Genomic DNA, 19683 nt, shown 5'->3' with positions numbered 1-19683 from the left:
CCCGCTCGGCCGCTCCAGACGCCGGTCGCGTCGGCCGAACCAGACCCGACGGCCGGGCGACGTGCCTGCCGCGACGGGAGGCGGGCAGCCGTGCCGAGCGTGGACGGGTCGCTGAAGCGCATGCGGCTGCGCCGCACCGGGACCTGCCGCAGCTGCGGGGTCGCGCTGCCCGAGGGGACGCCGGCCGTCTACGACCGCGCCGCGCGGGACGTCGAGTGCCTGGCCTGCGCCGACGGCCCCGCGGCGGCTCCGTCACCTCAGGCCCCGGCCCCGACGACGACCGAGGCGGGCACGGCCGGCGCGTCGGCCCGGCGCGAGCACGAACGCCGCTCCGCGAAGCGCGAGGCCCGCATCCGCGCCGACCACCCGCGTCTCGGCGGCGTGATCCTCGCCCTGACCGACGACCCGCAGAGCACGACGGCCTGGGCGGTGGGCGCCCGCGGCGAGGAGCTGCTCGGGGCGCGACTCGATGCCCTCGCTGCCGACGGCGTCCTGCTGCTGCACGACCGCCGCATCCCGCGCACGCGCGCCAACATCGACCACGTCGCGATCAGCGCAGACGGCGTGGTCGTCATCGACGCCAAGCGCTACCAGGGCCGCCCGCGGCTCGAGGTCGACGGCGGACTGTTCCGACCGCGCACCGAGCGGCTGAGGGTCGGCGGGCGCGACTGCACCAAGCTGGTGGCTGGTGTGCAGCAGCAGGTCGGACTGGTGCGCGCCGTGCTCGCCGCGCACGGTGCGGTTGACGTCCCCGTCCGCGGCGTCCTCTGCTTCGTCGAGGCCGACTGGCCGTTGATCGGCGGTGCCTTCACGGTCGACGACGTCGACGTCGTGTGGCCGAAGCGCCTGGCGTCGTCGTTGCGTCACGAGGGGCCGCTCGACGACGTCCGCCGGCACGAGCCGCACCGGGTGCTGGCCGGTGCGTTCCCCTGCGCCTGACGCCGGCCGGCACCACGGCGCGACGGCGTCAGCTCGCGGTGAGGAACGGGTAGTCGGTGTACCCGCGCGCGCCGTCGGCGTAGAACGTGCTCGGGTCGGGCTCGTTCTCGGCGTGCTCGCCGCGCCAGCGCTCGACGAGGTCGGGGTTGGCGATGGCCGCGCGGCCGACGGCGACGGCGTCCGCGTGGGCGGACTCGATGAGCTGCGCGGCCTCGTCGCGGGTGGTGGCGCTGCTGAAGCCGCTGTTGGCGACCAGCGGGCCGCCGAAGCGGCGGCGCAGCTCCTGCACCAGGTCACCGGTCGGCTCGCGGTGCAGCACCGACAGGTAGGCCAGGCCGAGCGGGGCCAGCTGGTCGAGCAGCGTGCCGTAGGTCGCGAGGACGTCGTCGCGGTCGGTCTCGAGCGCGCCCTGGATGTCGTGCTCGGGGGAGATGCGCAGCCCGACCCTGCCGGCGCCGACGGCCTCGGCGACGGCGGTGACGACCTCGACCACGAAGCGGGCGCGGTTCGCCGGCGAGCCGCCGTACTCGTCGGTGCGCTGGTTCGACGCGGGCGACAGGAACTCGTGCAGCAGGTAGCCGTTGGCGCCGTGCAGCTCGACGCCGTCCAGCCCGGCCTCGATCGCCCGCACCGAGGCGGCGACGAAGTCGTCGCGCACCTCGCGCAGGCCGTCGGTCGTGAGCGCCTTCGGCAGCGGGTAGGCCTGCTTGCCCTGCTCGGTGTGCCCCTCGCCCTGGATCGCGATGGCGCTGGGCGCCTCGACGTCGCGACCACCGTTGACGTCGGGGTGGGTCACGCGGCCGCCGTGCATCACCTGCATGACGATCTTGCCGCCGCGCGCGTGCACCGCCTCGGCCACCCGCGCCCACCCCGCCTGCTGCGCGTCGTCCACGATGCCGGGCTGGCCGACGAACGCCTGCGACGCGGCCCGCGGGTACGTGCCCTCGGTGATGATCAGGCCGAGCCCCGCGCGCTGCGCGTAGTGCTCGACCAGCAGGTCGTTCGGCACCCCGGAGGCACCGGCCCGCATGCGGGTGAGGGGCGCCATGACGACGCGGTTGGCGAGCTCGATGTCACCGAGCGAGACGGGGGAGAAGAGGTCCACGAGGGCCTGCAACCGGGCCTCTTGGAAGGGCATTCCGGTGACGGGGGTGAAGCGCGGCGTGACGTGCGGCACCATCGGGTCCGTGCAGACGGGTGCGGACGACGAGATCGACCCGGCGCGCGTCGTGGAGCTGCTCGGGGTCGACGTGCCACGGGACAGCGAGGCGTGGTCCTCCGCCGTCGAGTCGCTGGAGCAGGCCGCGCTGGCCGACCGGTTGTTCGACCAGGCGGAGCGTCTGGAACGAGGACCGGCGCGGAACGCGGTGTTGCAGGAGGCCCACGACGCGATGCGCCTGGCTGCGGACTGGGAGCTCGACGCCCGGGAGCAGGCGGCGACGGCTGTCTAGCTGCCGTGGTGGGTGGTCAGGGGCGGGTCGAACTGCCGTCTGCCGATGTTCGGTGGCCCGGGCCGCGCGGTGGGTCAGCCGGGGTCGGGCTTGATCGTCGGTGATGGTGGTTGGAGCATCGGCAGGTAGGTGTCGCCGTAGTCGAGCAGGACCATCCCGGCCGGGTTGTGGTCTGCGTAGAGGTTGTCGAGTGCGATGACGGCCATGAGGGGCTGCCACCGGGTGGGGTTGGGGTCGTTCGGGCGGGGCGGCAGGGTCAGTTGCACCTCGAACGGGGCGAGCAGGGCGTTGACGCCGGTGGGGCTCTGGTCGATCTGCGGCGTTTCCGTGTCGTGGGTCAGTCGGGTGTTGATGAACGCAGAGGTGCCGGCGTATCCCTCGGCGGACATCAGCGACTGGCCTCCGCCTCGGCGTGGGATGTCCACGGCGTAGGCCGGGAAGCTGGGGTGTGCCTGCTGCCACTGCTGCTGGGTGTCGGGCTGGTCGAGCACGGCTGCGGGGTACAGCGCCAGGACGTGCCCGTGGGAGGTCAGCGGCCGGTCGGCGCCCTGCGCGGTCAGCGCCTGCTCGGTCAGGAACGCCCCGTACTGCCCGACCAGGACCTGTTCGTGCGGGAGGACGTCGTCGGCGTCCAGGATCCTCGCCTGGATCCGCGGCGGCACGTGCCGGCCCTGGATGCTGGCACGGACCAGGTCGGCGACCTGGTGCTCCAGGGACCGGCGGATCGCCGGCCAGTCCTGCGCGGTGAAGGTCAGCCGCGGCTCGTGCGGGTCGCGGGCCATCTGGCGCAGGACCGCTTGGATCGGTCCGATCCGGACCGCCCGTACCGTGACGGCCGGGTGCACTCTGCCCTCGGCGTCGGCATAAAGGGCGAGGACGCGGTTGAGGGGGTCAGCGGGGTCGCGCCAGGGGAACTCCTGGTCGGATTCGGGTCGGTGGGTCAGCCGGTCCTGGCTGATCACGTTCCACCCGGTGATCACCACGTCCGCCTGGTCCGGCGGCGGGTCGTCCACGAGCCGCGCCGTCTCCTGGTGGCGCGCCTGGTCGAGCACCCTGGTGACCTGGCGGAACACCGGCACCGCCCGTGGCCGTACCTCGCTGGCGCTGTCGCGCTCCTCGGGGTCGGTGATCGCGGGGGCCGGCGGCGCCGCGGGGTCGGGGCCACCGTCCGCACCCGAGGGCGGGAGCTGGGGCCGGGCCGGCAGGGTCATGCCCAACGCGTGGAGGATCGGCCGGGCCCACCGCGGGTCCCTGGCGTCGTAGAGGAGGTGGCTCCGCCACCTGCCCAGGTTCACCTGCCCACCGCCGGGCAGATCCTCCACGTGGGGGCGGGGGACGTCCAGGTGCCCGGTGCGGGCGTAGTAGTGCACGGCGGCCTGCAGGTTCTGGGCCAGGGCCCGGTCGTACGGGCTGCCGGCGGTCCGTTCCGGCTCCGCCAGCTCCTGCAGGCTGCCCACCAGCTCTGCGGCAGCATCCGGCCCTGGGCCCTGCCCCTGGGCCCTCAGCGCCAGCGCCAGCGCCTGTGCCTGCGCTCGTGCCACTGCGCGTTCCTGCGCGTTCGTGCGTTCCTGCGCCGAGGCGTGGTCTCTGGGCAGCCAGGTCGTCCCCAGCGCCTGCAGGATCGGCCGGGCCCACCGCGGGTCCCTGGTGCCGTCGCGGAGGTTGTTCCGCCACACGGCCAGGTCCACCTGCCCACCGTCGGGCAGGCCCCGCACGTGCCTGAGGGGGATGTTCAGGTGCCCGTTGCGGGCGTAGAACAGCACGGCGGCCTGCAGGTTCCGGGCCAGGGTCCGGTCGTGCTGGGTGCCGGCGGTCCGTTCCGGGTCCGCCAGCTGGCGCAGGCTGTCCACCAGCTCGGCGGCAGCCTCCGGGCCCGGGCCCTGCCCCGCCCCCCGCGGCGCCCGCGCCAGCACCTGGGCCAGCACCTGTGCCTGTGCACGTGCCTGTGCCTGGGCTCGTGCCTGGGCCTGGGCCGCTTCAGGGGTGCTGTCTGCGGGGAGCCCGGTCATGCCCAGCGCGGCGAGGATCGGCCGGGCCCACCGCGGGTCCGTGGCGCCGGTGCGGAGGTGGTGTCGCCACCCTCCCAGGGTCACCCGCCCACCGCCGGCCATGTCCTCCAGGTGGGTGCGCGGGATGTTCAGGTGCCCGGTGCGGGAGTAGTACTGCACCGCCGCCTTCAGGTTCCGGGCCACGGTCCGGTCGTGCGGGGCGCCGCCGGTCCGTTCCGGGTCCGCCAGCTGCTGCAGGCTGCCCATCAGCTCCGCGGCAGCATCCGGTCCCGGGCCCTCGCCCGCCCCCCGCGTCGCCCGCGCAAGCACCCGAGCCTGCTCCTCGGCCTGGGCCCGGGCCTGTGCCTGGGCCTGGGCCAGCACCCGGGCCTGGGCCTGTGCCTGTCCGGGGGTGTGGGCTGCGGGGAGCCCGGTCATGCCCAGCGCGGCCAGGATCGGGCGGGTCCACCGCGGGTCCGTGGCGCCGCCGCGGACGTTGAGGCGCCACTTGCCCACGTTCAGCTGCCCACCGTCGGGCTGGGACTCCGAGTAGGTGCGGGGGATGTCAAGGTGCCCGTGGCGTGCGTAGAACCGCACGGCGGCCTGCAGGTTCCGGGCCAGGGTCCGGTCGTACTTGCTGCCGGCGGTCCGTTCCGGGTCCGCCAGCTCCTGCAGGGTGCGCAGCAACCCCTCGGCGGCCCCGAGCCCCGGGCCCTGAACCGCCTCCTGCCCCACCTCCCGCGGCGCCTGCGCGAGCGCCCGCGCCTGTTCCTCGGCCTGCGCTCGGGCCTGCATCTGGTCGGGGGTCTGGGGTCGGGTGGCGTGGTAGTGGCCGGGGACGTGGACCAGGGTGAGGTGGTGGACGCCGGTGGTGAGGTGGTGCGTGGTGCCGCCGGGGTGGATGAGGGTGATGTCGAGCTGGTGGGCGAGGGCGGCCAGGGCCAGGGTGATGTCGCCGTGGGGGCCGGCCCAGGCGGTGTCGGTGTTCAGCATGCTCAGAACGTGGTCGCGGTACCGGTCGGGGGTGAGCTGGTCGAAGGCGCGCTGGGCGTGCTGCTCGGGGGTGAGGCCGGTCAAGGTGTTGCTGTTGATGGCGCGGTCGGCCTCCTCGCGGGCCATCGCGTCGCAGATGGTGTGGTCCAGGCTCTCGTGGGCGGGGTGGGAGGGATCGTCGATGATGCGGGCGGCCGTCGTGGTGATCGTCTCGCGCAGCTGACGGGCGGTGGTGCCTGGTGGGAAGGCCTCGGGGGCGGCCTGCAGCAGGGCGTTGAGCTGGCAGTCGCCGTCAGGCTCCACCGGGTCCAGGACCAGGCCCAGACCGGTCAGGGCGGCTAGCTGCCCCGGGTCCGGTGGTGGGAGCGGCTGCAGGCTAAGGTCGGCTTCCTCGGTGTGGACCCGAGCCCGGGGCCGCTGCGGGATGGGCTGGTCCTCGGCCCTGCGCTTGGGCTTCGGCGCCCCGCCTCGTTGCCGCGCTGGGCGTGTTTGCTCTGCGTGGGCGTCCGCGACGAGGGTCTGTGCGTGATCCGTCAGCCTCTCGTGCTGCTGTGACGGCGTCTGCGGTGGCTGGCGCAGCGCCGACCAGGTGAGGACGTCGACCAGCGCATCGTGCACCGGCGGCTGGAACGGGCTGGGCAGCGGCTGGTCGGAGCGGAGCATCTGGTCGTTGTGCGCGAGCACCGCCGCCCGCAGCGCCTCACCCGCGCGCTGTCGGGCCAGGTGCAGAGCCGGGTCGGTGCTCCCCTGGAGTCCTGCGCGTGCGGCAGCGTGCAGCTGCTGGAGGCGTGCACGGGCCTGCTCGGCGACCGTCCACGCGTCCGACGCCGGTCCCTCTGGTCGTGGTCGCCCGTCACGAGCAGGCGGTCTCGGGGGTGATGGGGCCGGGCTCGAGGGCGTCGTCCCGGCTGCCGCTCCTGGTCTGTCGTGTCGGTGCCGGGTCAGGCTCGAGCCGGCGCCTTCTCGGCGGCCTGTCTCGCCGTCCCCAGGGGACGCTGCCGTCCCTCTGGTGCTGGCACCAGGGTGAGGAGGTGTGGACGGGGGTGAGGCTTGGTGCTGCGAGGAGGACGACGAGGGGTTCGGGTCGGTCTCCTTCCCTCCGTCTGCGTCCGTGCCAGGGTGCGGCGGGGCGTCGTCGACACGCGCCCGTTCCTGGATGTCGGCGGCTTGCCTCCAGGTGGTGCGGATGAGGTCTTCCAGCTTCGTGACGTGATCTGCGATGACGGCGACTGGCATGGCGAGGCCGCCGATGTGACGGAGTTCGATGACTCCGACGGGCACGCCTGAGACGGTGTTGCACGTGGCGAAGTCGGTGCCGATGTCCAGTGCCTGGGCCTGGCTGACTGGTACGGGTGGGGTGCCGGCCAGCGCCGTGAGCAGGTACTCCCGGATGGAGAAGGTGGGACGGCCCTGGAACCGTGACCTCTCGGTGAGGAGCCCGGTCGTTGCTGGCAGCGAGTCCGCGTACCCTCGCGCCGAAGGGTTCTGGTCGAGAACCTGGCGTTCGAACAGCTGGGACAACCGGTCCTGGTGCTGTTCCAGGAAGGCGGCTGCCCGCGGTGGCAGCTGCGACCGCCAGGCGGCCAGCGAGGTGCGCGAGGCGGCGAGGGTGTGGTTCTTCGGAAGCGGCACCTTGTCGGCCTTGGCCACCGCGATCGCCGCGGCCTGACCGTAGGTCAGGGCCAGGAAGCCGCGCAGCGCCTCGATCGTCGGGTCGTCGGCGGCCGTCCGGTCCAGTTCGTGCGCGGACAGCGTGGGGGCGTCCCAGCCGTGGACCGCAGCAGACGTGGCCTCGGCCGCGAACGCCAGCGCCTGGGCGTTCAGGCGGGCCGCCGCGCCTGAGGACCCCAGCGCCCGCCGGAGCACGTTCATCCGAGACCGCAGTGACCCCAGCAGCGCGTGCAGACCGGTCAGGGGGACGTCGACCGAGAAGTGCACGGCGACGAACCTGGGGTCGGTCAGTCCAACGCCTTGATCGCTGCGCGGTCGGTACGCGACGCTCTCGATCGAGTGCTGGAACCCGTCAGCGGCGGGGAACAGGTGCTGCAGAGGTGTGGGCTCGGTGGTGGTCGCCAGCCGTTCGATGACGGTCTGCACCGTCGCCAGCACCTGCTGCTGTCCACGTCGACCCTCGCGCGGCTGCACCGGCACCGGCCGGGTCACGATCTCGATGATCGGTTGATGAAAGCTACTGCCAGTGAAGGACCAGTAGTCCACGACGAGCTGCAGGTCCTGGTGCTCGACCAGGACGAGCTTGTGGTCGTGCTTCAAGCCATCGGGGAAGACGAGGTCACCACCTCTGGCTTCGGCCTCCAGGCCCAGGTAGACCCCACGCCCCATGTCCGGTGGGTGCACGTCGAGATCGGCGGTGGCGCTCTCCGCCGTCGCCGTCGCCTTCGCCGTCGCCGTCGCCGGTGCCGGCGATGTCGGCGTCGGGTCGGTGCCGGGGGTCGTGCCGCCTCGCTGCCGCGCTGGGCGTGCTTGCTCCGCGTAGGCGACCGCTGCCAGCGTCTGTGCGTACTGCGTCAGCCTCTCGTCCTGCTGCGACGTCGTCGATGGGGACTGTTGCAGCGCCCACCAGGTGAGGACGTCGACCAGCGCGTCCTGCACCTGCGGCTGGAGCGGGCTGGGCAGCGGCTGGTGGGCGCGGAACACCTGGTCGTCGTGGGCGAGCACCCTTGCCCGGAGCGCCTCACGCGCGTGCTGTCGGGCCAGGTGCCGCGCCGCGTCGGCGCTGTCCTGCAGTCCCGCCCGTGCGGCAGCGTGCAGCTGCTGGAGCCGTGCACGAGCCTGCTCGGCGACCGTCCAGGCGTCCGACGCCGGTCCTGCTGGTCGTGGTCGCCCGTCACGAGCAGGCGGGGTCGGGAGTGGTGGGGCCGGGCGGCCTGTCTCGCCGTCCAGACGCATCGAGGCACCCTCTGGGGTGGTGCGGGTCCACACCGGCGCCGGGGCCTCGTCGCCGGTGCCGGGGAGCAGGGCGATCCGGACGCTGTTGCCTCCGTCCGGGGTCGGCTCGAGGAACAGGGTCGTCGGCGAGTCGACCGTGAGCAGCTCGGTGCCGCCGAGCCCTTCGGCGACCTGCTGGCGCGCCCTGGTGGACGTCGCGCCGAAGTCGGTCAGCAGCAGCACCTGAGGTGGCACCGCCCCTCGTGCGGGACCGGCGAGCGCGGCCAGGTCCGTGCGAAGTCGGTGACCGAACGCGAGCGGTGTCTCCCAGTAGGTCAGGTCCCCCCGGCCGTCGTAGACGGCGAAACGGCCGCCCGCGAAGTAGGTGACCACCACGGCCGCGGCGTCGGGATCGAAGGGCAGCCGGCCGAGCGGCTGGCTCTGCCAGGGGTCGGCGACGGCGTCCGGTACCCCGACGGCCGAGCCCCGCGAGTGCGCGGGCTGCCGGTCGCGGGTTGGCGGGGTCCATGCCACAGGCGCAGGGTCCAACGCGCTCGCGTTCAGCGCCGCGGCGCGGGAACGGTTGTCGCGCTGATCGAAGTACGACAAGCCCCACAGCCGCCGTCCGCCGAACACGTGCGGGCGCGCCCCGGGTGCGGGCACGGCATCGGCGGGCGCGGACTGCTCCACCAGCCAGCTGCCCGGGTCGGCAGCCGCGTCGTCGGGGTCGGTTGCGAACCGGGAACGGTAGGCCCACCGCACGCGGTCGCCGGCCGGGCCGCTGGGGTAGGCCGACCGGAACCGCCCACCGCGCCCGTTCGGCGTCCGGTCCAGACGCAGGCGCGCGGTACCGGCGACCCGGTCGACCGTCACCACGGTCTGACCGCGTGGCTGCCAGACCAGGCGTCCGGTCAGGTCGGCGAGCTCTTGACGTGCTGCGCCGTCCCCGCAGGCCAGGACCACGACCGGGTCCTCCAGCGGACGGACCGCGGTGCTGAGTTCCGGGAGCCCCGACAGCCACGAGCCGAGCGCGTGGTTCGTGACCGGCTGCACCGTCCCGTCCACCGCCACGCACAGCTGGTCGTGCTGGGAGGAGTGCAGCAGGAGCAGGAACGGTTCGATCTGCGGGTGCCAGGGCCAGGTGTCCCACCGCCGGCCCCCGGACGAGGCCATCGTGATCGGTCCGCTGCTGTGGTACCCGTCGAACCCGGTCAGCCGCCCACGGGGAGTGGGCGATCCGGTCAGCCAGGTCAGCTCGGACCCGGTGAGCGAGGCGTTCGCCCGGTGCCTGCCGAGCTGCAGGGTGTGGAGCTCGACGCCGCGGCCGTGCAGCGTGCTGAGCGCCGGCGTGTTCGTCGGTAGCACGCGAGATACTCCAGGGGGGTCTGCAGCCTCTGGTCCGGACGGCCACCGCATGTCCGGTCGGCACGCCGTTGTGAGTGCACACGTCGACGCAGCCACGGCAGTTCACGCGGTCTGCCTGAGCGGGTGGGTGCAGCCCAGACGAGAGCGGCGTGCACATGGGGTCGGGAGGGGCAGCCGCGCCGCTCGTCGTCGTGACGAGTGGTGAGTGGGTGGCCAGCCTGGGTGCGGCATCGGTCCCACCTCGTGGTGGCCGGACCAGACGTGTGGGCACTTCGTGGGCAGGCCCGACGCTGCGCACGAACTCGGCAGTCGAGTTGCCTGAGGAGTGGTGCGGCGGGAGTGCTGGTGGGTGGCCAGGGGCGGGATCGAACCGCCGACCTTCCGATTTTCAGCCGCCTTGACGGCGTCCACAATAGTTCTCAGCTGTTAGCACGTGAGCGGGGTGTAGGCGAGTCCGTGCACCGAGATGTGACGTCGGACCAGTCGGCTGCTGTCAGGTGGTGCTGTCCGTCGCGTCGATTGTCGTCAGCGGCGCGCATGCCTGGGGTGCCTACCGACAATTGCGCTGCAATCTCTTCCCTCGCTCTGGTCAGCGCACATGTCGGAGTGGAGCCAGTCGTCGATACCCTGCACGCCCTCCGTTTGCCGCTGCTGCCAACGCCGCCGCCGGGCCTAAGCCATCGCAACGAGCTCACTCAACGGGCAGGCGTTGTAGGCCGCGGCCCGTCTCGTCCACGTGCAGGACGTTGGAGCGCTGCCACGTGCCCGTGATCGCACCGGGACCACCGGCAACCCCCAAATTGTGGGAGGTTGTCTCGACCACGAGAGCGGAGTCCGACATGTGTCCCCCCCTGGCGCAAGAACCAGACGCTGACGAGTTTGAGGTGGAGGCGGCGGAGCCGGAGACCGCCGGCACCGAGACCGAAGATGATTTAGATCAAGAGGGCATCGACTACAGCTCCGTAGTGCTCGCACCGTCCGACTGGACTGTCGAGACAATCTTGAGCCAACTGAATCAGAGTGCGTTTGAACTGGACCCTGATTTCCAGCGACGTAATGCCTGGACTGATCAGCGCAAGAGTAAGTTTATCGAGTCCCTCATGCTCGGGTTGCCAATTCCGCAATTGACGCTTGCCGAGCAGGAGAATGCAGCAGGCGATCTTAGTTACATTGTAATTGATGGGAAGCAGCGACTGCTCACCCTAGAGTCCTTCTTTGGCTCTGACGAACCCTTGAGATTGTCCGGGCTGGGGTCCGGTCTGGTGCAGTGGAATGGCCGAACAGCGGCGGAGATTCGCGAAGAAGTGGCTGGAAAACGGCTCTTACGGCGGCTAGAGAACCGGACTATCCGCACGGTCGTTATTCGGAAGTGGCCAAACGACGATTTCCTGCACCTCGTGTTCCACCGAATAAACCATCAGACCCTTTCGCTGTCGGCGCAGGAACTGAGACAGGCCCTCCTCCCCGGTCCCTTCACGACCTTCGCAGATAAATTTGCGGCAAGTAGCGAGGAGCTGCATAGGATCCTGGGTGCCTCAAAGATGCCCGATTTCCGAATGCGAGATGTAGAGTTGCTAGTCCGGTTCTTTGGGTTCCAGACCTACCTGCCTGACTACAAGGGCAACCTCAAGAAATTCCTTGACGACACGTGCCATAAATTAAATGCGCGCTGGCCCGAAGATCGCGAGGCCCTAGAGAAGACTGCCCGCTCGGCCAATTCATCCATAGCACTTACCGAGAAGGTGTTTGGCGAGTTTGCCTTTCGGCGGTACGATCGCGGGCACTGGGAGACGCGCTTCAACAGGGCCATTTTCGACGTCATGACGTTTTACTTCGTTGATGCGTCTGTCGCCAAGGAGCTAAACAACAGTGCTCGCAAGCGTCAGGCTGTGGTGGAGGCCTTTCAGGCGTTGTGCACCCAGGATCCCATTTTTAACGACTCGGTAAGAAGTACCACCAAGACCGTTGGCGCGACCGGATACCGACTTAGTGCCTGGGGTGCCGCCCTTGCCGCCACTTTGCAGACCCATGTGCGAATTCCGGCCCTAAGTTCGGACCGCAAGTCCATCTCCTTCGGTTGAACATGCGTACGCGCTTTGGTTCCTTGCTCCTGGCTATCCATAACCTGAACGACGTCCTCCCGGCAAGGTCCGCGACGGCCGCCTACTCAGATGAGGCTATTCAGCGCATCTATGCCTATCGGCTGTTGGCTCACGCTGAACTGGAGGGCTTCCTCGAAGGCTTGGCTACTGAGATCGTTGACGAGTTTTCGCACAAGTACAAAACTGCTGGCTTGAGCCGGTCAACACTTGAGCGACTGCATCATCATCTCGCCCTTGTTGAGTCTTACCCGCCGCGCACTTTGTCTTGGTCTCCGGGCACCGCAAAAGGGAAGGGGCCGATACCTGGGCTGCTGAACACTGTGCAAGCCATGATTGACGCCAATAACGGCGTCAGCGAAAAGGACGTATTGAAACTCTTTGTGCCGCTGGGCTTCCAGCTCGAGTGGTTCGATCGGCCTTGGCTCACGTCCATGAGTCAACTCGCTAGGGCCCGCGGACAAGTGGCACATAAGTCGTGGGTTGATGCCAGTGTCGTGCAACTACCTACCCCCGAGGGTGAGCGAAGTAGGCTCGTTGCTCCCCTTTGGGGTCTTCGCAGACTGTGTGTGAAAGCGGCTGACGTCATCGCGAATGCTTGACGTTAAGTGCGCCTCGACGAACATGCGGGGGGCGTCCGCACGCATGTTCTCGACCAGGCGCTACGAATATCCACTCCGTTCGACTGCAGAGCCAAGTGACGGTGCGTCGGGCCTCGAGCCGGTTGGCCCACAGCTCAGACAAATCTGAAGCCTGCCTGCGCGAACCTCGAGCAATGACCCGCGCATCAGCTCGCCCGGCCTTATGCGCTCCGTTTTTGACCAGCGCCAGCCTAGTCTCCGGCCCCCGAACCCTTCAACGCTGCGCCCGAGGCCCGGTCGCACGGTCATGGATTCAGCCCACCACGACTGTGCTGCCCGGCACGTGCTCGCCCGCGCAGGCCCGGGGCTCTACCCGTTTCGCGGGCGGGACCGGCGACGTCGCGATGCCTGAGCGGAAGCGATGGGGTCGGTCGCGGTCCGGTCTGTAAACCTCGAGGAAAACTTCGATCAGGCTGAGTGGGGCTTGCGTAATGTCTCGCTCAAGAGTTGTTCAGGGCGACGTCAAAGCAGGCTGCGATCCACGACCAAGCGGGCAATGCGGTTGACCGACCAAGGCTTCGAGGCCTCCCAATGATGAATGCGTTACGGCTAGCGTTGTGCCAGTTCAACCGGGCTCACTCTTGTGCAGCGCGAGATGTCAACCCAAGGAGAAGCCTCCGTGCGCCACCAGCTAGCTACCGCGGTCCTCGCGGCCGGCCCCGAACGCTCACGCCGCACGGTGCCGCTGCTAGGTCTCTGCGCCGAGGCTTTGAAGGCGCACCGGGTGCGTCAAGCGGCCGAGGCCGCCGACTCGCTGCATCCGTGGCCGCCCGTGGCGCTGGTCTTCACCACCATCGTCGGTACGCCGGTGGACCCAAATGACTTTTCGCGCACCTCTGCCCGGTGGTGCCGCGAGGCTGGGGTACCGCGGGTGCGGCTGCACGACCTCCGTCACACCTGCGTCTCGCTGCTCCTGACGCTCGGGGTCAACCCCCGCGTCGTCATGGAGATCGTCGGGCACTCCGCGCTGGAGATGACGATGAACGTCTACGCGCACGTGGCGGTCGACCAGCAGCGCGAGGCTCTGAACCGGCTTGACGACCTGCTGGACGGTGAGTAGCCCTGCCGACCGGTTGTTGTGGGGGACTTTCGCGAAGCGGGAGACCGTGCGGCCCCCGCTACCTACCCTGCTGAGATGAACCACGACGAGCACGAGCACGAGCGGGTGCCGCTCGTCGTCGCCACCGGCCAGCAGCTCGACATGACCCGGCCCGACCTGGGCCACCCGGACGACCCGCAGCTGTGGGACCGGCTGCACCACAACTGCAAGATCGGCGTGCTGGTGTGCGCTCGGTGCGCTGAGGCCTCCCCGAAGCGGTATCTGTACCTCCAGGAGCGACGCGGGCAGCGGATCCTGTGCGGGTACACCCGCGAGCAGGTCGAGGCCGCGGGGCTGGGGGAGAGCGACGAGCACCACGCGCTCAAGGACAAGATCAGCGCCCTGGCGGCGCGCCACGGCCTGGTCGCCGTCCAGGAGAGCGCCGACGACGCGCGCACGCGCCGGACCGACGTCCTGGTGCGCGGCGGCGACGTCGAGGTTGGCTGGGAGGTCCAGTTGTCTCCGATCGCGCCCGACCAGCTGCGCAGGCGCATCGGTCACGCCGTCCGCGACAAGCTCGCGCCGTCGTGGCTGACGACCGTCGGCACTAAGGCCTTCACCACCACGATCGACCGAGCGCCGGCGTGCGGCATCCAGAAGATGCACCACGAGGACATCACCGCCGCAGCCGACCTCGCCGTGCAGCAGGGCATCAAGCACCTCGACGTCGTCAAGTGCACCGCCCAGCGCGGCGCACCTTGGCACCGCGGCCTGCGGTGCACCGGCTGGCACGCGCAGCCGGCACCGACCGATCCCGAGGGCGGCCACCCGACGCTGTCGCAGATGGTCGAGCTGACCGCGGCCGGCGACCTAGTCGCGCTGGAGTGGCCGCGCAACGTCATGAACTACAAGAAGCCGTGGATGTGGGTGCCCAAAGCCGACGTCGCGCGCATGCGCGATGTCGAACGGCCCTACCTGCAGTCGGTCGGCCTGCTCGTCGAGCAGGACGAGGCCGACGGCGTCCTGCTGCCGGGCCAGGCCGGCTTTCACATCGGCCCTACGCGCGACGAGCTTGCTGAGGCCTCCCTCAACGTGGCTGGTCACCCGATCTGGGACGACCCGGTCTGGAGCGACCCGAACGGGCTCGGCGCCGTCCTGGGAGGCCAGTGCCCGCGCTGCGGGTACACCCGCGGCCAGCACCACCGGCAGTGCCTCGCAGTGGTGGCCCTGGCAAACCGCTGAATGGGCGGCCTGGCGCCGGCCGGCTGTTGTTGATCCCGCGTGTCGCCTATCGCCCTGCCGGGCCCTCGGGTGGCCGCGCATCCAACTCCAGGCACCGTCACCGAGGCTGATGGTCGGTCGCCCACTACACCGCGCGTTCGAAGAGCGGCATCCACGAGGTGCCCGCAACCGGCCCAGACTTCCAGAACACAGGCGCCACGTTGTTGGGGCAGTTGAACTCCAGCAGGGTGAGCAGCGCCTCACCGCCGAAACCGAGCGGATTGCGCGGCAGCAGCGCACGGCCGATCGAGGTCACCATTTGCTCGGCGTCGTGCCGCTCCTCGTCGGTCTCGAACACGCCCGAGTCCGCAGCGAAGGGCCGGTAGCGATCACCGAGGACGACACCTGCCACGGTCTCCACGGTCGCCGGTCCGCTGTATCGGGGGAGTGCGCCCTCGCCGGCGACGACACCCGCACCCACGACCACGTGAACCCGTTCCGTCCAGTCGTCGCCAAGTTTCGACGCGTTCTCCAGGAGCGTGTCGAGCTCACGGCTCAGGTGAGTGCCGCTGCCGCAGTAATCGTCGAGCAGGAACAGGACGACGCCGGCGTCGTGGCCACGCACCTTCTCCTCGAGGTCGGCGGTTGCGACTATGTTGGCCTTCTTGACCTTCAGCGCCTTTGCCAGCGCGCTCAGTGTCCCTTGGGTCGAATCTCCGGGGACACCGTGGTCGATAAGGTAGGCGTTCTTGAGGTACTGGTTGTTGGCCTCTCGCTGCAGTTGACGGCTGGCAGAAGACGTTGCGACCTCGCGCGCCAGACGCGGCAGGACGGTGGTCTGCAGCTTGCTCGAGGTGTAGTAGCCATCCACCATTCGGCGAAGCATGCGGAAGGCTAGGTACTGGTGATAGTTGTCGCCGAACTGTGACAGCCACGCCTTAATGCGCGTCTCGGTGATGTGCTCTCCGCGATAGACCAGCTGCCGCGAGATGGCGACGAGGTCGGTGTCGGTGACCATCCGCGTGGTGGCGGTGGCGTGCGCCGAGCCGGCGTACAGCTGGTCGAGGGCCCGCCCTCCCGCGTCGTTCAGCCAGACGCCGACGAGGGGGATGCGCAGGAGAACGGTGCCCTCCGTCGGTCCGGCCTCGAGCACCTGCCGGCCTCGCAGGCGAGCGACGGCCTGGTGCAGCTCGCCGGTGGTCGCCGTCTGAATCCAGTTCTGGGCGATGCGCACGACCTCGTCATCGGCGGCCGGGGCGAGCGCGGCGCCCCCACATCTTGCGACCGACCTCAGGACGGCGCTCGACACGACGGCGGCCCGTGAGTTGTGCTCGAGGCCGCTCGCACCGTCCGCCCAGAGGTGCATGAAGTGGCCCTCAGCCGCTCCAGCGGCGACCCGAGCCACGGCGTCGTCCACGTCGGTCACCGTGACGAACGAGCGCTCCTGCTCGCGCATCGATTGCCACAACCGCTGGCCCAGGAGGGTCTCGTAGTACGGATTGCCGTGGCAGAGGTGGTGTGCGCGGTCGAGGGCTGTCGTGCTCCACTCGAGGCGGTCCGACGTGGGTGACACCAGAAGATCGGCGGTCGACTCACGAGAGGCAAAGTTGTCCACCGACACCGGGACGACCTGGTTTAGTTTGTGCGCCTGCGCCTGGATGATGGAGGGGAGCACCTCGCTGCCCACCACGATGAGGTTCAACCAGGGCTCGTCGACGAGTGAGCGCAGGAACAGGAACAGGCTGTCGGCCTGCGGCCCTTCCACGAGGTGGGCGGGTAGCTCGTCGAAGTCGTCGACGGCCACCACCACTCGGGCGTCCACAGGTAGCGCCCGCGCCAGCCGGCGGATCCACCGGTTCGCGGCCCTGGCGAAGTTGCCGTCGCGGTCCGTCTGGATCTCCGGTAGGTCGGATACGTGGTGGGGGTAGACGTCGCGGGCGGCACCCAGCACCTCGTCCAGCAGCGCGTAAACGAGGTCGTCCGCACTCTGGTTGGCGCCGAGCGCGCGGCCCAGGTCGAGGACGCCGCCGGCCCAGCCACGCTGTTGCTGCAGCTGCTTGAGCAACACCTTGGTCAGCGAGGTCTTGCCGACGCGTTTGTGTCCTGTGATCGCTGCGGACGCCCGGCCGGCCAGCAGGCCGTCGAGCGAGGCGAGATCGTCGGCGCGTCCCACAAGTCGATCGGGGTCGGAGATCGACGACAGGCTGAACGGGTTCACGTCGTGCGCCTGCCACGAGACCGCCCGCTGGTCCTCGGCCGCGAGTTGCTGGCTGGACGAGAAGTGCTGGAGCACGGAGTCGGACCACGTCAGGTCGCACTGGAGCTCGACAGCTCCGGTGGCCGTTTGGGTGGCGCGCACCGGGAGGTCGACGTCGGCCTCGGCGCCTGCTCCGAGCGAGCTGAGCCGGGCGGTGGTGTCGATTCCCACATCGGGTTGCGACAACCGGACCGTGATGTTTTCGGCGGCCGCGTTCCCATTGTTCGACAACGAGATCAGGACGTGGTAAGTCGAGCCCACCCGGGCGCTGAAGGGGATCTTCTTGGAGCCGAGCCGTGCCACGACCGCAGGTCTGGACGTGCTCACCAGCTGCGCGGTGGCGCGCTCCGCCGTCCCGATGAGGACCTGTAGGTGCGGCGCGACGATGTCGAGCAGCAGCCGACTCCCGGATGCCGCGACGGTGCCCCGCAGCTCCTCTAGCGTTCTCACCAGTTCGAGCAGGTCGCGGTGATTGCTGGTCTCGGCCCGCACCACCCGATCGGCCTCGCCCGCGAGGTCGAGCACCTCGTGGAACAGGCCTTCCTCCGCCTCGTCCAGGAACGGCATCAGGTCATGTGATGCCTCCCTGAGCACGCGTAGCGGGGGAGTCCCGTCCCGCGCGCCGACGTAGAGACGCTGCGTGACGCCCTTGAGCCGCGGGCCGATGGCGTTCACCGCGCCGACGGTGCTGCGTGCTTCCTCCGGGTTTAGAGCGAACTGCGCCGCCCAGGCCATCCGGAGTGCGGCCTTCTGCACGTTCGTGTAACCGTCGAGAGCGGCCTCGTGCCCGATGGCCGCCACGATGCGTGCCGTGTAGGCGCACCAGGCGCGGGTGCTCGCGACGTCGCCGGCGGCGAAGTCGCCCAGTGCCGCCGTGAGCAGGTCGTCGCGCAGATCGTCGTCGTCGGGAAAGCACATTGCTGCGTACTCGCAGGCGGACGCCGAGGAGCGCCGGGTGTCGAGTGCGGTGTTGCCCTCGATGGTGGCCAGCTCGCTGACAAGGCGCAGCCAGTTCCACGTGCGCAGCACGTCGGTGCTGCTCGTTGGACCCCAGGAGCGCCCGAGGCGGGTGAGATAGCCCGAGACGTGCGTGCGGGCTCTTCCGAAGTCCCCGTCCTGGAAGGCTCGCCAGGCGAGGGCGACGTCGGCGGCAGTGCCTGCAGAGTCGCCGGCGGGCTGCCAGTTCGCCGTCGCCGCCACTAGCTCGTCAGGCGTGCCGGTGAAGTCCAGGACTAGCCATGACGGCATGGGCTGCCGGTTGACGGTCACCTGCACGTGGTCCGGGGTGACTGAGCGGTTCGCCTGGGAGATCGGGGTCCGATCAGAGGCGGTCAGCTCCTGTGCGATGCGCCGCAGCGCCGTTCGCACCTCGTCATGCGTCGACCCAAGCGCCCGCTCCCAGTCGAGCTCGGACGGTGCCGGGCCCGCCAGCCGACGCGCGACGGCGTCGACCTGGGCTCGTTGATCTCGAGAAGCGGTCGGCAGCAAGACGAACGCCTCCTTCGCGGCGATGGCGAGGCACCGTCGTTCCGGTGCTGACAGTCCCGGCTGGTCGATGCTGCCCTTCAGGTGAGCGGCGAAGCGGAACAAGAACTTGGTCCAGGCGGAGGGCGAGCCGATCCGTAGCGCGTCGTCGAGCACGGCGCGGGCGAGCAGGAGACCCACTGCAGGCTTGTCCGGGCGCGGCGTGGACGCAAGCCGCCGGACGAGCTCCGCGGCGGATGCGCCGTCGAGTTGCTGCTCGACCCGGTGCCCCGCCGCCCCGAGGACCCGGACGCGCCCCTCGACGAGGCGGCGGCTCTGCTCGACGAGGTCGCTGTCGGTCACGGCGACGATGCTAGGCAACGAGCCCCTGGCGATGTGTCGGAACGCGAAGGGTAGGCCCCGGGGCTTTGACGCTGTCGGTGCCGGGGAACTTGTCGCTCGCACGCTAGAGAAGGTGGCCAGGGGCGGGGACGAACCGTCGACCTTCCACTTTGCAGCCCGCGCGTTCGTGGCCGTCGACCCTCGAGGGACGCTAAGAGCGTCCCGCCCGCCCCAGATGACGAGAGCGTCATAGACGCGACGACGCAGCCGCCGCGGAGGACCACCAGGATGCCGACTCAGTCGCGTGTCTGATGGTTGCGACCGAGACGGTCAGGATCCTCGCGCAACTGCGCGGCCCGGGCTCGAACCGCCTCGGAGCTGGCGGTATGTCCAAGGCCACGGCTGCTGATCACGGCGTAGCAGCACGACGATCGAGCCTCGAGTGCGTCGAGCGATTATGGCCCGGGTCGGGACCGGACTGGCTTGGCATGCACCTTGGGGGTCAGCATCGCTGATCCAGGAGGGCAGCACCCTCGGTCCCGGGCGTCAACGACCTTGTAGGGAGCGGCGCACCAACGGGCGGGCGAGGTCCTTGAGGCTCCGCGACGGCTGGATACAGATGTTGCTGTCAGGTGGTGCTGTCAGGCTGCCGGCGAATCGGGACCCAAGCTCAGCTTGGTGCACGTCAGTTGGGTGGCCAGGGGCGGGGTCGAACCGCCGACCTTCCGATTTTCAGTCGGACGCTCGTACCAACTGAGCTACCTGGCCCTGCGTGGTGGCCCGGCCTGACCGGACACACCCTGCGACCCCGACGGGACTCGAACCCGCGGCCTCCGCCGTGACAGGGCGGCGCGCTAACCAACTGCGCTACGGGGCCATGATCGTGCTGCCCGATCGTAGCGGCAGCCGGAGAGGTACCCCCAACGGGATTCGAACCCGCGCTGCCGCCTTGAAAGGGCGGTGTCCTAGGCCGCTAGACGATAGGGGCGTCGGTGACG

At 70.0% G+C, this 19683-nt stretch carries 8 protein-coding genes and 3 tRNA genes; 5 read left to right on the top strand and 6 right to left on the bottom strand.

Features of this window, described 5'->3' with window-relative positions; all coding sequences use genetic code 11:
- Positions 1 to 90 precede the first annotated feature (90 nt).
- Positions 91 to 939, top strand: coding sequence for a nuclease-related domain-containing protein (locus tag ACYVI6_RS01695; RefSeq protein ID WP_460444706.1), 849 nt, complete (start codon positions 91 to 93; stop codon positions 937 to 939).
- 28 nt (positions 940 to 967) lie between these two features.
- Here the strand turns inward: ACYVI6_RS01695 and ACYVI6_RS01690 are convergent, their stop codons facing one another.
- Positions 968 to 2044: an alkene reductase gene (locus ACYVI6_RS01690; RefSeq protein WP_460444726.1), complete on the bottom strand. Its 1077-nt coding sequence runs from the start codon at positions 2042 to 2044 to the stop codon at positions 968 to 970.
- A 46-nt stretch (positions 2045 to 2090) separates the two neighbouring features.
- Here ACYVI6_RS01690 and ACYVI6_RS01685 point away from each other — a divergent pair, with 46 nt between their 5' ends.
- Positions 2091 to 2390 (top strand): hypothetical protein, encoded by a 300-nt coding sequence (locus ACYVI6_RS01685; RefSeq protein ID WP_460444705.1) that lies wholly within the window; start codon positions 2091 to 2093, stop codon positions 2388 to 2390.
- Positions 2391 to 2464: 74 nt separating this feature from the next.
- On the opposite strand, the gene ACYVI6_RS01680 is transcribed toward ACYVI6_RS01685, so the two are convergent.
- Complete coding sequence (locus ACYVI6_RS01680; RefSeq protein ID WP_460444704.1) at positions 2465 to 9622, bottom strand: hypothetical protein; 7158 nt, start codon at positions 9620 to 9622, stop codon at positions 2465 to 2467.
- 884 nt (positions 9623 to 10506) lie between these two features.
- Here ACYVI6_RS01680 and ACYVI6_RS01675 point away from each other — a divergent pair.
- The 3 genes from ACYVI6_RS01675 (at position 10507) to ACYVI6_RS01665 (ending at position 14643) form a co-directional block, all read left to right on the top strand.
- The gene (locus tag ACYVI6_RS01675) at positions 10507 to 11703 is read left to right on the top strand and encodes a GmrSD restriction endonuclease domain-containing protein (RefSeq protein ID WP_460444703.1); all 1197 of its coding nucleotides are present in this window, start codon (positions 10507 to 10509) and stop codon (positions 11701 to 11703) included.
- 1278 nt (positions 11704 to 12981) lie between these two features.
- A complete protein-coding gene (locus ACYVI6_RS01670; RefSeq protein WP_460444702.1) occupies positions 12982 to 13422 on the top strand; it encodes a tyrosine-type recombinase/integrase in 441 nt (146 codons plus the stop codon).
- A 75-nt stretch (positions 13423 to 13497) separates the two neighbouring features.
- Positions 13498 to 14643, top strand: a complete 1146-nt coding sequence (locus ACYVI6_RS01665; RefSeq protein ID WP_460444701.1) for a competence protein CoiA family protein — start codon at positions 13498 to 13500, stop codon at positions 14641 to 14643.
- A 124-nt stretch (positions 14644 to 14767) separates the two neighbouring features.
- On the opposite strand, the gene ACYVI6_RS01660 is transcribed toward ACYVI6_RS01665, so the two are convergent.
- The 4 genes from ACYVI6_RS01660 to ACYVI6_RS01645 form a co-directional block, all read right to left on the bottom strand.
- Positions 14768 to 18706, bottom strand: a complete 3939-nt coding sequence (locus ACYVI6_RS01660; protein WP_460444700.1) for a phosphoribosyltransferase-like protein — start codon at positions 18704 to 18706, stop codon at positions 14768 to 14770.
- Positions 18707 to 19379: 673 nt separating this feature from the next.
- A tRNA-Phe gene (locus ACYVI6_RS01655) sits at positions 19380 to 19453 on the bottom strand.
- Positions 19454 to 19488: 35 nt separating this feature from the next.
- Positions 19489 to 19562, bottom strand: a tRNA-Asp gene (locus tag ACYVI6_RS01650).
- A 38-nt stretch (positions 19563 to 19600) separates the two neighbouring features.
- A tRNA-Glu gene (locus tag ACYVI6_RS01645) sits at positions 19601 to 19673 on the bottom strand.
- Positions 19674 to 19683 lie beyond the last annotated feature (10 nt).

The sequence above is a fragment of the Angustibacter aerolatus genome, assembly GCF_054776675.1.
Note: the sequence above shows the minus strand (reverse complement) of the source record. Positions and strands in the feature narration are given on the sequence as shown.